General features: G+C 69.6%; 12 protein-coding genes. 8 read left to right on the forward strand and 4 right to left on the reverse strand.

Translation table 11 applies throughout. The features are described from left to right. Positions 1–1,186: flagellar hook-length control protein FliK (locus ACE3QW_RS14555; RefSeq protein WP_374252088.1), on the forward strand; the 1,186-nt coding region annotated here is incomplete at its 5' end. Continuing rightward, positions 1,134–1,955 carry a transglycosylase SLT domain-containing protein gene (locus tag ACE3QW_RS14560; RefSeq protein WP_374252090.1) on the forward strand — a complete coding sequence of 274 codons (822 nt, stop codon included), beginning with the start codon at positions 1,134–1,136 and terminating at the stop codon, positions 1,953–1,955. The genes ACE3QW_RS14555 and ACE3QW_RS14560, both read left to right, overlap by 53 nt. 53 nt (positions 1,956–2,008) lie before the next feature. On the opposite strand, the gene ACE3QW_RS14565 is transcribed toward ACE3QW_RS14560, so the two are convergent. Then, a complete protein-coding gene (locus tag ACE3QW_RS14565) occupies positions 2,009–2,707 on the reverse strand; it encodes a protein phosphatase CheZ (protein WP_374252092.1) in 699 nt (232 codons plus the stop codon). A 183-nt stretch (positions 2,708–2,890) separates the two neighbouring features. On the opposite strand from ACE3QW_RS14565, the gene ACE3QW_RS14570 reads away from it, so the two are divergent. After that, positions 2,891–3,298 carry a response regulator gene (locus ACE3QW_RS14570; RefSeq protein WP_024276855.1) on the forward strand — a complete coding sequence of 136 codons (408 nt, stop codon included), beginning with the start codon at positions 2,891–2,893 and terminating at the stop codon, positions 3,296–3,298. 218 nt (positions 3,299–3,516) lie between these two features. On the opposite strand, the gene ACE3QW_RS14575 is transcribed toward ACE3QW_RS14570, so the two are convergent. From ACE3QW_RS14575 to ACE3QW_RS14585, 3 genes are all read right to left on the reverse strand, one after another. Further along, positions 3,517–4,647, reverse strand: a complete 1,131-nt coding sequence (locus ACE3QW_RS14575) for a CVNH domain-containing protein (protein ID WP_374252095.1) — start codon at positions 4,645–4,647, stop codon at positions 3,517–3,519. A 71-nt stretch (positions 4,648–4,718) separates the two neighbouring features. Further along, positions 4,719–5,690, reverse strand: a complete 972-nt coding sequence (locus ACE3QW_RS14580) for a CVNH domain-containing protein (RefSeq protein ID WP_374252097.1) — start codon at positions 5,688–5,690, stop codon at positions 4,719–4,721. Positions 5,691–5,768: 78 nt separating this feature from the next. Continuing rightward, positions 5,769–6,425 (reverse strand): CVNH domain-containing protein, encoded by a 657-nt coding sequence (locus tag ACE3QW_RS14585; protein ID WP_250165295.1) that lies wholly within the window; start codon positions 6,423–6,425, stop codon positions 5,769–5,771. A gap of 152 nt (positions 6,426–6,577) precedes the next feature. On the opposite strand from ACE3QW_RS14585, the gene ACE3QW_RS14590 reads away from it, so the two are divergent. From ACE3QW_RS14590 to rpoN, 5 genes are all read left to right on the forward strand, one after another. After that, positions 6,578–7,198, forward strand: a complete 621-nt coding sequence (locus ACE3QW_RS14590; RefSeq protein ID WP_024276851.1) for a ribonuclease D — start codon at positions 6,578–6,580, stop codon at positions 7,196–7,198. 177 nt (positions 7,199–7,375) lie between these two features. Next, positions 7,376–8,275, forward strand: a complete 900-nt coding sequence (locus ACE3QW_RS14595; protein WP_374252100.1) for a hypothetical protein — start codon at positions 7,376–7,378, stop codon at positions 8,273–8,275. After that, on the forward strand, positions 8,272–8,928 hold the full coding sequence (locus ACE3QW_RS14600) for an LptA/OstA family protein (protein ID WP_250165298.1): 657 nt from the start codon (positions 8,272–8,274) through the stop codon (positions 8,926–8,928). Before ACE3QW_RS14595 ends, ACE3QW_RS14600 begins: the two co-directional genes overlap by 4 nt. 214 nt (positions 8,929–9,142) lie before the next feature. Next, entirely contained in the window at positions 9,143–10,234 is a 1,092-nt protein-coding gene (gene lptB, locus ACE3QW_RS14605) for an LPS export ABC transporter ATP-binding protein (RefSeq protein WP_374252102.1), read from the forward strand. A 37-nt stretch (positions 10,235–10,271) separates the two neighbouring features. Continuing rightward, positions 10,272–11,837, forward strand: a complete 1,566-nt coding sequence (rpoN, locus tag ACE3QW_RS14610; RefSeq protein ID WP_029556045.1) for an RNA polymerase factor sigma-54 — start codon at positions 10,272–10,274, stop codon at positions 11,835–11,837. Positions 11,838–11,879 lie beyond the last annotated feature (42 nt).

Raw genomic sequence — 11,879 nt, forward strand, 5'->3', positions numbered from 1 at the left:
GGAGCGCGGCGAGATCGACGCCGCCCCCGCTCCGCGCCCCGCGCGGGTCCTGCCGCTGCAGGAGAGACGCCCCATCGACGCCACCGAGACCGAGGCCGAGCCGCCGTCCGACACGCCCGCGCCCGACACACCTCCCCAGCCGACCGCCATGCCGCTCCTCGCGATATCGCCCGCGCCGGTCATGGACGCGAGGCACACGTCGGCGGCGGACGTCGCGCTCCGCGCTCAGACGATGCCGGCGCCCGATCCGCTGGCGGCGTCGGCGGGGTCGGCGGATACGCCGCCGCCGATGCAGCTCGTGGTGCTGCGGCAGGAAACGCATTTCGCGCCGGTGCGGGCCTTCACCCAGCCTGCAACCGCGCCCCTGCCGCTGGCGCGGGCCGACACCCAACGCGACGCGGCCACGCGCGAAGCGACAGGCGCGCCCGCAGCGGACGCCCTCTCCCCGGACCTCGACCCGAGCGAAAACCGGACGCCGGTCCGGCCGCTCCCCCCGCGCGCCGCGCCCGAGGACACCCAGGGCGACCCGCCCCAACTCCGTCGCCTCGCCCCGGACCCGAGCCAGGCGCCCGCCCGGCCCACCGTGCCCGTGGCGGAACCGCCGAAGCTCCAGCCCGCCCTCAAGCCGGAGGCATCCCCCGCGCTGCCCTTCGCCAGCCTTGTGCAGGTCGGCCGCGCCATCGCGGCGGAGGTGGCGCAGATCGATCCCGCTGCGGCGGGGGCGCCAGCCGGAGGTGCGATCGAGGCTCCCGACAGCTCCACGCCAGCCGGCCCGGTGCGCGTGCTCGACATCGCGCTTTCGCCGGAAACGCTGGGGCGGGTGGTGGTGCACATGCGCCTCACCCCGCACGGCCTCACTGTGCGCCTCAAGGCGGACAACCCGGCCACCGCCGAACTGCTCGCGGCCGACAAGGACCATCTCTCCGCCCTCCTCGGCTCGGCCGGGCTAACCGACGTGGAGCTGGACGTCGGCGGCCCCGTCCTGTCGCAACTCGATGCGCCGGTGCGCAGCCTTGCCGCGATGGAGAACCTGCCTCCGCAAGAGAGCGCGGACGAGGGACAAGGCGGCGGGCGCGGCAGCACCGACCCCGGCCGGCAGGGTCGCAACGGCCGGCAGGACAGGACATTTCCCGATGACGACGCTGCGCCTTCTTTTGCTGACGAGCCTCGCGCTGGCGCCGGTTGAGGCGCGCTGCGGCGACGCATCCGCCGCGTTCGGCCCCCCCGTCGCCGGCGAGACGGAGGATGTGGCGGCCGAACCTCAGCTTCCGATTTCCGCTCCCCCTACCCCCGCACGGCCCATCTGGGGGGAGCGGCGCCCGCCTGAGCCGCGGCAAGCCGCGCCCCAGAAGGCGGAGCCGGCTCCGTCCGTCTCCGGCCAGGCGACGGCTTCACCCCCGAGGAAAGACGCCGGCCGAAAGCCCGTCCCGCACGGCATCTGCGAGCGCGAGCTGGCGCGGGCGGCGGCGAAGTATCAGATTCCGTTGCAGATCCTTTACGCCGTCGCGCTCACCGAGAGCGGCACCGGCAGCGGCCTCCAGCCGCTGATGCTGCACATCGAGGGCAAGGACCATCTGCCCGCTTCGCTGCCCGAGGCCCTCGCCATGTTCCGTGCCGCCAACGATCGCGGCGTGAAGCTCATCGACATCGGCTGCATGCAGGTGAACTGGTACTGGCACCGGGAGGAATTCCAGACGCTGGAGGAGATCTTCGATCCGCGTCTCAACGTGGAGCAGGGCGCACGCTTCCTGAAGGAGCTGCGCCAGCGGCACGGCAGCTGGACCATGGCGGTCGCCCGCTACAATGCCGGGCCCGCCAACACGGTGGGACAGCATCGCTATGTCTGCAAGGTGATGAAGAATCTCGTGGCCGCCGGGGTGGGGGAATGGACCGCCACCTCCGAGGCCTTCTGCGCCGCGCCGCCCGTGCCGCCGGAAGCCATTCGCGCGGAGTGAGGTCTGGCCGGGAGCAAGCGGGAGGCGGACCGCCCCCCGACTGCTCCGCACCCTCAGGCGAAGAGGCTGTCGATGTCGTCCTGCGAGACCACGCCTGCGTCGCTCCTGAGGGCAGGCCCGTTGAGGAGGGCTTCGTCGCCCTCACGGGGGATGATGCGGGCGCCCTGGGCCACGAGATCGGCCCCGCCCCAGATGTCGGTCATGCGCGCCACCCGTTCCTCGATGAACAGCAGCAGCTTCACCACCTTGCGGATGCGCTGGCCGGTGATGTCCTGGAAATTGCAGGCCTCGAAGATCTTGGTCGTCTCGTTCTGCATCTCGGTGGCGAGGTCCGCCGCATCGCCGGTGAGCAGGGCGTGCATCTGGATCATCAAGGCATCGACCCGCTCGGCGGAGGTGAGGATGGCTTCGGTCGCCTCCTCCGTGTCGGTGACGACCGCTTCCAGCTCGCTGGTGGCGCGCAGCAGCTTCTCGCCGCGCGCACCTTCGGCGTGCAGGCTCGCGATCTCGTGCTTGGTGTGCTGAATGGCATCCTGGATGGTCTCGATGCCGGCCCACAGCACATTGCGGTCGCGCTCGCGATCGACGGCGGGATCGCGCGTCTTGAAGCGCGCGATCTCCTCGCGCACCTCGGCGAGCTCGCCGAAAATGCGACGCAGATGGTCGTCGAGGCCATCCACCGCGAAGAGGTCGACGGCGGCGCCGGCGGAACTCGGGGTCTCAATCCTGAAGGGTCGCCGGGCAGCCGACATTAGGGCCTCCTGAAACAGGCTATGCTTTCCACTCTCCTATAAATCGTCCCCGATGATTGAGGAAGACGACCCCAATTCTTGGTGCAAGCCTCACACAAGCCCGGGACATCAGAACATCATTCGTCGTTGCGCTCGCCAAACATGGATGGAGCGTGTTCATCGTCCCCGTTTCTGGAGTGTGTCATGGGGGTTGATCTTGGGATGCCCGTCCTTGTGGTGGACGACTACAAGACCATGGTGCGCATCATCCGAAACCTTCTGAAGCAGATCGGCTTCGAGGATGTGGACGAGGCCTCCGATGGCACCGAGGCGCTGGCCAAGCTGAAGGAACGCAGCTACGGCCTCGTCATCTCGGACTGGAACATGGAGCCGATGACCGGCTACGAGCTGCTGAAGCAGGTGCGGGCCGACGGCGCCCTCGGCCAAATCCCGTTCATCATGGTGACGGCGGAAGCCAAGTCCGAGAACGTGATCGCCGCCAAGAAGGCCGGCGTCAGCAACTACATCGTCAAGCCGTTCAACGCCCAGACGCTGAAGGGCAAGATCGACGCGGTGTTCGAGAACCTTGGTGCCGAGGTGGCGGTCGACTGAGCCTTTTAGGCTCCCGATCCGGTCAGCCGGCCGCGCCGCGACGACAATGGTCGCGGCCGGGATGGCCCCGGAGGGCGTTCACCACCCCGAAGGGATCGTCGACGACCAGGAGGGACCGTCGACGACCAGGAGGGCCGACGGGCCTGAAGCGCGCTCCCCGCGCCAGACTGCGCGCGCTATGCAATCCAGTCCATGAGACCCGCCGGCGACCTGTCCTGCTACCGACAGGTCAGCCGGCCATTGTCGTTGGCGATGTCGCGGCCGGGGCTGCACCAGGAGACGGCGGTGGTGGCTTCGGACCAGCGGCCGTTGCGGTCCTGGCAGGAGGCCTTCAGCCATCCGGCCACCACGCGGATCTCGCGGCAGCTCGCCATGTAGGAGCCCGGCGGAGGACGGTCGCTGAAGCCGGACGAGCCGCCGCGCGAGCAGCGCAGGTCGCTGTTGTCGTTGTAGATGTCCGCCCCCTGCAGGCATTGCGAGAGCTGGAGCGGCACCGAGGTGCGCCACGTGCCGCCACGGTCCTGGCACATGGCGCGCAGGAAGCCGCCGCTCACCGTCACGTCCCGGCAGGTGGAGCGATAGGAGCCGTAGGGCGCGGGCGTGGTGTTCCAGCCCGATCCGGACGACGCAGACGACGCGGAGGAGGCGCAGCGCAGGATGCCGTCGTCGTTCACCACCTCGCGATTGCTGCACCAGGAGAGATAGAGCGAGGAGGCGAGCCACGCGCCCCGGCGGCTGAGGCAATTGCCGCGCAGGGTGCCGGAATCGAGCGAGATGTCCCGGCAGGTCTCCTGATAGGAGCCGGGCGGGGGATAGTCGCCCGCATGCTGGGAGGTGAAGGAGCGGCAGGCGAGCCGGCCTTCCACATTGGCGATGTCGGCGCCCAGCGGGCAGCCGGTGAGGGAGAGGCCGGCCTCGCGCCAGTTGCCCCAGCCGTCGCGGCAGGTGGCGGAGAGCCAGCTGCCTTCCAGCCTCAGGTCACGGCAGGAGGAGGTATAGGTGCCGGCCGGCGGGCGCTGGACCACGGGCGGCGGGGCCGGCGGCTGGGGCCGGGGCGGCGGCGCCGGGGCCAGCGTGCCGTAGAGCGATCCCGGCGCCGGCGTGTCCTTGCAGATGAGCTGGCCGTTGCGGTTGGCGATGTCGCCGTCGCAGGAGGGGAAGTCATCGAGGCGCGCCACCACCCATTCCCCCGCGCGGGTGGCGCAGAAGGCGGCGAGATCGCGCCCCCAGCGCACCTGCACCTGCCGGCAGCTCTCCAGATAGCTGCCGACCGGAATGTCGCCCGCCGCCGCGGCCGGCGTGGCGGACAGGCACAGCAGGGCTGCCGCCCAAACCCGGAAGTTCATCATGCGGCATCCTTCGCACGAGGATTGAGGATGAGGCGCAGCCCCGTGGGCGGCACCGAACTACCGCATCGAACCTAACGGCATGTCAGGCGGCCGTCCACATTCGCAATGTCGTGGGAGCCGCCCGAGCACCAGCTGGCGAAGGTGCTGCTGTCTTTCCACGTGCCCGATGTACTCTTGCACGAGGCCTTCAGCCAACCGGCGGACATGCTGATATTGCGGCAGGTGGCGCGGTAGGAGCCGGAGGGCAAGGCACTGCCGCCACCGCTGCCGCCACCGCTTCCGCCGTTTCCACCCCAGCTTCCGCCGCCCCATTTGTGGTCATCCGGCACGGGCGAGCCTTCGGGCCGGCAGGTGAGGCTGCCGCCCTCATTGCGGATGTCGCGGCCGTGGCCGCACCAGGATGTGGCGAGCGTGGTGGGCACCCAGCTGCCGAAGCTGTTGCGGCAGGTGGCCCGGATGAGCCCGGCGGAATAGCTGATGTCGCGGCAGGACGCGCGGTAGGAGCCCGCCGGGGGCCGATCGCCGCTGAAGCCGGAGCCGCCGCAGGAGAGCCGTCCATCCTCATAGACGATGCCCTTGCCGGGAATGCAGCCGGCCGGCATCAGGCTCGCATCCCGCCAGCCGCCCCAGTCGTCCCGGCAGGAGGCGCGCAGCCACGGGCCATCCATGCGGATGTTGCGGCAGGACGCCTTATAGGGGCCTGCGGGCACTTGCTGGAACGACGGCGTGGGCGAGGGGGCGATGCCGCCGGGGCCGAGGATGCCCCCGCCGCCGCCGGCCGCGCAGGTCAGCCGCCCGTCCACATTGGCGATATCGCCGCGGCAGGCGGGGAAATTGTCGAGGCGGGTCACCACATCCCGGCCGGCACGGTTCGGGCAGAAGGCCGCGAGGTCGTGCCCGAACCGCACCTGAACCTGCCGGCAGCTGCTGAGATAGCTGCCCGGAGGCACCGACTGCGCCGCGGCGGGCGAGAGGCCCGCCGCCAGCATCCACCCCAGTACCGCCAGCGCCCCGCCCAGCAGCCTGTCAAGCGCCCCCGCCATGGCATCACTCCCCGACCGAATCGATCGGGGCGATGATACCAGTGACGCAGGGTTGGCTCACCTAGCGATAGGTCAACGTCAGAAGCAGGCGAGGTTGCCGTTCTGGTTGGAGATGTCGCGGTAATTGCCGCAATTGTTCATGTTGAGCGCGGTCGGGTTCCACGAGCCGTTCACCCGCTGGCACTGGGCGCGCAGCACGCCGCCGAGGCCCATGGAGATGTTGCGGCAGGTGCGCATGTAGGAGCCCGGAGGCGGCTGGAGCCGCTGGCGCGAGGGGCAGAACAGCTGGCCGTTCTGGTTCGAGATGTCCGAGCCGGGCTGGCAGGTCAGCGTGTTCAGCACGGAGGGCTGGTAGTTGCCGCCGCGGGTGAGGCAGAAGGCGCTCAGCACGCCGTTGCGGAATTCCACGCGGGTGCAGGTCTGGCGATAGGAGCCGCGCGGACCCACCGCCGGCGGCGGGGGCACCGGACGGCGCTGGCACCAGAGCTGGCCGTCCTGGTTGGAGATGTCGCCCCGGCAGGACGGGAAATCGTTGAGCCGCGTCACCACCCATTGGCCGTTGCGGGTGGCGCAGAAGGCAGCGAGGTCGGCGCCGTCGCGCACCTGCGCGTCACGACAGGAGCGCAGGTAGCTGCCAGGCGGTACCGACCGCGCCTCGGCCGCCGTGCCGGCCATCAGGCCAAGCGCCAGAATGAGGCCCGCAAGGCGCAGGCCTGTCGCCAGAAACGAACGCATCTTCTTCCCCCCAGGCTTTCGTAACGTCGAAACGGCGCCGCTTCTAGCACGGCGGACCGCGGCGCGCACCGGGCGCCTGTCCTGCGCAGCGGCATCGACAGGGGCGCGGCCGTTCGCTAAAAGCCGTGCTCGAACAAGGCAAAAGACATCAGATGACCATCCGCCTCCATCGCGGCGACCTGCCCGCGGATTTCGTGGCCGCCTCCGTCGTGGCCATCGACACCGAGACCATGGGTCTCGACCCGTTCCGCGACCGGCTGTGCCTCGTACAGCTCTCCAACGGTGACGGCAGCGCCGACCTGGTGCAGATCCCGCAGGGCGCCGGCCCCGGCAGCGCGCCGAACCTCGTGCGGCTGCTGACCGACCCGAACGTGACCAAGCTGTTCCATTTCGGCCGCTTCGACATCGCCGTGCTCCAGCACACCTTCAAGGTGATGCCGCAGCCGGTTTGGTGCACCAAGATCGCCTCGCGGCTGGTGCGCACCTACACCGACCGGCACGGCCTGAAGGAGCTGCTGCGGGAACTCCTCAACGTGGACATCTCCAAGCAGCAGCAAAGCTCGGACTGGGGCGCCGCCGACCTCTCCGACGCCCAGCTGTCCTACGCCGCCTCGGACGTTCTGTATCTGCACGCGGTGAAGGCCAAGCTGGAGGACATGCTGGCGCGCGAGGGCCGCACCGGGCTCGCCGCCGCCTGCTTCGCCTTCCTGCCGGCCCGTGCCGCCCTCGACCTCTCCGGCTGGGCGGAAGAGGACATCTTCGCCCATTCGTGATCCGGCCCGACGCGAAAAAGCGTTGCGCATGAGAGGCTTGGGCACGGCCCTTGCTTCAGGGCGCCATTTCGGACACCTTGGACCCCGCGCGTGGGGCGACGCGCCGGACGCCCGCGTGAGGGGGCGTGCAGCCGAGAACAGGCGCCAGCGGGGCAGGCCCGCCGCCGGAACAGGGCCATGAACCGACACGTGCCGCCACACGATTTCGATGCGCGGGAGGCCGAAGCCTTCACCCCGCCGCCCCCGCCGGACTTCACCAAGGCGCGGCGGCACAGCGCGCGCGTGCGCTGGATCAAGCGGCTGGTGCCCGTCACCATCATCGTCGCGGTCCTCGGCATCGGCGCGGTGTCCATCCTGTCCCGGCTGAAGCTCTCCATCGACCTGCCGTTCGACATTGGCCACCTGACCCTGTCGGGCTCGCGCCTGACCATGGAACTGCCCAAGCTCTCCGGCTTCACCGACGACAATCGCGGCTACCGCATTACCGCAAAAACGGCGGTGCAGGATCTTACCCGGCCGGACGTGATCGAGCTTTCCGACATCGAGGCGCGCCTGGAGCTGGCCGACAAGGGCTGGGCCAGCGTCAACGCCAGGACCGGCAGCTTCGACACCAAGAAGCAGTTCATCACGCTGGGCGACGGCGTGGACCTCGCCATGAACGGCGGCTACGGCGGCAAGCTGGAAGACGCCGACGTGGACATCAAGGCCGGCACCATCGCCACCGCCCATCCCGTGGTCTTCACCTATCTCGACGGCAAGCTGGTGGCCGACCGGCTGGACGTGACCGACCGCGGCGCGCGCGCCCTGTTCCAGGGCCATGTGCAGCTCGATTTCCGCATGAGCAACCTGCCCGGCCAGAAGCCGGACGGCGCCAACGCGGCGGGAAACAATGCGGCGGGCGCCAATCCGGCTGCCCCCACCCACGCCGCCGATGCGACGCCCGCTTCCGCTGTCCATGCAGCGCCGGCAGCGCCTGCCACCACCGGAACCGTCACCGTTCCGCCTGCGCCCTCTCCCGCGGTCCCGGCGCTGGTGCCGGCGCCCCTTCCCCCGCGACGCCCGGTCCCTGCTCAATGATGTGTCATGCGACGGCCCTCAAGGTCCGCCTCCCGGTTTCGAGCCTCGCACCCGCCTGCATTCTCGCGCTGGCGGCCTTTCTCGTCGCCGGTCCTGCGGCCGCGCAGGCGCCCAGCACCAGCGTGCCCAACGCGCTGCAGGGCTTCGCCCGCAACCGCGACCAGCCCGTGCGCATCAATGCCGACGGGCTGGAGGTGCGCGACAAGGACAAGGTGGCCGTCTTCTCCGGCAACGTGCTGGTGACGCAGGGCGACACCACGCTCCGCTCCAAGGACCTGCTCGTCTATTACGAAGGCTCGATGAACGAGCAGGCCGGCGGCACCCCGCAGACGGGCACGGATCCGGCGCAGAAGGGCCAGATCAAGAAGCTGGAGGCCACCGGCGGCGTGGTGGTGAAGACCAAGGAGCAGACCGCCACCGGCGACAGCGGCGTCTTCGACATGAAGACCAACACCGTCACCATGGTGGGCAAGCCGGTGGTGCTGACCCAGGGCCCCAACGTCATCCGCGGCCAGAAGCTGGTGGTGGATCTCGTCAGCGGCGTGTCCAAGTTCGAGGGCGGCCGGGTGGAGAGCCTCATCGTCCCGGGCAGCCTGAAGGAGGCGGACAAGCCCAAGACCGAACAGGGCGGCCAACAGCCCCCCAAGCGCTGACCGGCCGAGGCGGCCTCGCGGCCGCCTTCTGCAGCCTTCATGCGCCTGTCAAGTTAAATTATTTCTCTTTTGTTTCAATTGACTATTCCCATTTCCGCGAGACCTGCGAACTCTCGCCCCTGAAATCGGCCCGCCTCTTGCATGGAGGCGTTGCATCCCCGGCTGGGACGTTCTAAACCTTCCAATCTGGGGGCCGGGTTTTCCGGAGGTCGCGTTGAACGTCCTGTCCATGTTCGGCAAGTCGAAGTCGGGAGACTCGAAGTCGGGGGGAAAGTCCGTCTCGGGCAGCGCCCGTGGCGAGCAGGATGCGCGCCAGTACGACCCCCGCGAACACGATCCCCGCGAGACGGATGGCATTCCACGCCCTGCGGGCGATCAGGATTCCCGCGAGTGGGAAGAGGACGATCCGCGCAGCGATGCGGGATATGATGCGGGCTACGAGACGCCCGCCCGCGCCGCGCCAGACCCCCGCCACCGCGCCTACATGCCGCCGGACGCCGCCTATGGCGACGACGCCGATGCGGGCGACGACTATCCCGCATCCTATCCCGGCGACGGGCGGGACGCGCTGCCCTTCAATTCCACCGGGGCGCTGGCCGCCTTCGGCCTCGCCAAGTCCTATGGCGGCCGCAAGGTGGTGAAGGACGTGAGCATGAACGTCCGCCGCGGCGAGGCCGTGGGTCTGCTCGGCCCCAACGGCGCCGGCAAGACCACCTGCTTCTACATGGTGACGGGCCTGGTGAAGGCCGATGCCGGCCGCATCGAGCTGGATGGCCACGACATCACGCCCCTGCCCATGTATCGCCGCGCCCGCCTCGGGGTCGGCTACCTGCCGCAGGAAGCCTCCACCTTCCGGGGCCTCTCGGTGGAGGACAACATCATGGGCGTCCTCCAGGTGTCGGAGCCCAACCGGGCCCGCCGCCGCGAGGAGACCGAGGCGCTGCTCGAAGAATTCAAGATCACCCATGTGCGCAAGTCGCCCTCCATCGCTTTGTCGGGCGGCGAGCGGCGGCGCCTCGAGATCGCCCGCGCGCTCGCCACCAAGCCGGCCTTCATGCTGCTGGACGAGCCGTTCGCCGGCATCGACCCCATCGCGGTGGGCGACATCCAGGCGCTGGTGCGCCACCTCACCTCACGCGGCATCGGCGTGCTCATCACCGACCACAATGTGCGCGAGACGCTGGGCCTCATCGACCGCGCCTACATCATCCATTCCGGCGCGGTGCTGATGGAGGGCGATCCGGAAGCCATCGTCTCCAGCCCCGACGTGCGGCGGCTCTATCTGGGCGAGGAGTTCCGCCTGTGAGCACCCGCCGCGCCATGGACATCGGGGGGCCAGCATCATGGCGATGAGCCCCAAGCTGGAGTTCCGGCAGAGCCAGTCGCTGGTGATGACGCCGCAGCTGATGCAGGCCATCAAGCTGCTCCAGCTCTCCAACATGGAGCTGGTGGCCTATGTCGAGGCCGAGCTGGAACGCAACCCGCTGCTGGAGCGCATCACCGAGGGCGAGGCGAGCGGACCCGAGCCGCAGCCGGAGGTCCGCGAGACCCGCGGCGAGGAGATGGCGCGCGGCGGCCTCGACGGCGAGCCGCCCCCGGCCAGCGACTGGACCGGCCAGGACAACGAGCAGAGCCGGGCCGCCATGGAGACCCGCCTCGACACCGACCTCGGCAACGTCTTCCCGGACGACGCGCCCGCCGATCGCGGCACCCCCGGCGGCGGCTCCACCGCCTCCAGCCCCTCCATGGGCGAATGGAGCGGCGGCGGCGAGCGGGGCGACGACTACAATCCCGAAGCCTTCCTGACCGCCGAGACCACGCTGGCCGACCATCTGGAAGCCCAGCTCTCCGTGGCGGTGAGCGATCCCGCCCGGCGGCTCATCGGCATCAATGTCATCGGCCTCATCGACGAGACCGGCTATTTCACCGGCGACCTCGACCTCCTCGCCGGCCAGTTCGGCGTGCCGCGCGACGAGGTGGAAGCCGTCCTGAAGCTCATCCAGACCTTCGAACCCTCCGGAGTCGGCGCCCGCAACCTCGCCGAATGCCTCGCCATCCAGCTGCGCGAACGCGACCGCTTCGACCCCGCCATGCAGGCGCTGGTGGCCAACCTCGAACTCCTCGCCCGCCATGACCGCAACGCGCTGAAGCGCATCTGCGGCGTGGACAACGAGGACCTCGCGGACATGATCGGCGAGATCCGCCGGCTCGATCCCAAGCCCGGCCTCGCCTTCGGCTCCGGCGTCGTCCATCCGCTGGTGCCGGACGTCTATGTGCGCCCCGGCGCCGACGGCACCTGGATCGTCGAGCTGAATTCCGAGACGCTGCCGCGCGTTCTGGTGAACCAGAGCTACCACGCCACCGTGGTGAAGCATGCCAAGTCGCAGGAGGAGAAGAGCTTCCTCGCCGACTGCCTGCAAAGCGCGAGCTGGCTCACCCGCTCGCTGGACCAGCGCGCCCGCACCATCCTGAAGGTGGCGAGCGAGATCGTGCGCCAGCAGGACGCCTTCCTGCTGCACGGCGTGCGCTTCCTGCGCCCGCTCAACCTGCGCACGGTGGCGGACGCCATCGGCATGCACGAATCCACCGTCTCGCGCGTGACCTCAAACAAATACATCTCGACCCCGCGCGGCGTGGTGGAGATGAAGTTCTTCTTCTCCTCCGCCATCTCCGCCTCGGGCGGCGGTGAGGCCCATTCGGCGGAATCGGTGCGCCACCGCATCAAGACGCTGATCGAGGCCGAGGCGCCGGAGGACGTGCTCTCCGACGACACCTTGGTGCAGAAGCTGAAGGACGACGGTATCGACATCGCCCGCCGCACCGTCGCCAAGTACCGGGAGGGCATGAACATCCCCTCCTCCGTCCAGCGTCGCCGCGAGAAGATGGCCCTGCGCAGCGAGGCGAGCTGAGCGCGCCCCGCCCGATCACGGCCTCGTGATCGACCTCATGCA

Source organism: Xanthobacter sp., from assembly GCF_041911315.1.
In the GTDB taxonomy this organism is placed as follows: domain Bacteria; phylum Pseudomonadota; class Alphaproteobacteria; order Rhizobiales; family Xanthobacteraceae; genus Xanthobacter; species Xanthobacter aminoxidans.

Coding starts and splice junctions, on each gene's coding strand:
- ACE3QW_RS14560 (WP_374252090.1), top strand. CDS start 1,134: ATGACGACGCTGCGCCTTCTTTTGCTGACGAGCCTCGCGCTGGCGCCG.
- ACE3QW_RS14565 (WP_374252092.1), bottom strand. CDS start 2,707: ATGTCGGCTGCCCGGCGACCCTTCAGGATTGAGACCCCGAGTTCCGCC.
- ACE3QW_RS14570 (WP_024276855.1), top strand. CDS start 2,891: ATGGGGGTTGATCTTGGGATGCCCGTCCTTGTGGTGGACGACTACAAG.
- ACE3QW_RS14575 (WP_374252095.1), bottom strand. CDS start 4,647: ATGATGAACTTCCGGGTTTGGGCGGCAGCCCTGCTGTGCCTGTCCGCC.
- ACE3QW_RS14580 (WP_374252097.1), bottom strand. CDS start 5,690: ATGGCGGGGGCGCTTGACAGGCTGCTGGGCGGGGCGCTGGCGGTACTG.
- ACE3QW_RS14585 (WP_250165295.1), bottom strand. CDS start 6,425: ATGCGTTCGTTTCTGGCGACAGGCCTGCGCCTTGCGGGCCTCATTCTG.
- ACE3QW_RS14590 (WP_024276851.1), top strand. CDS start 6,578: ATGACCATCCGCCTCCATCGCGGCGACCTGCCCGCGGATTTCGTGGCC.
- ACE3QW_RS14595 (WP_374252100.1), top strand. CDS start 7,376: ATGAACCGACACGTGCCGCCACACGATTTCGATGCGCGGGAGGCCGAA.
- ACE3QW_RS14600 (WP_250165298.1), top strand. CDS start 8,272: ATGATGTGTCATGCGACGGCCCTCAAGGTCCGCCTCCCGGTTTCGAGC.
- rpoN (WP_029556045.1), top strand. CDS start 10,272: ATGGCGATGAGCCCCAAGCTGGAGTTCCGGCAGAGCCAGTCGCTGGTG.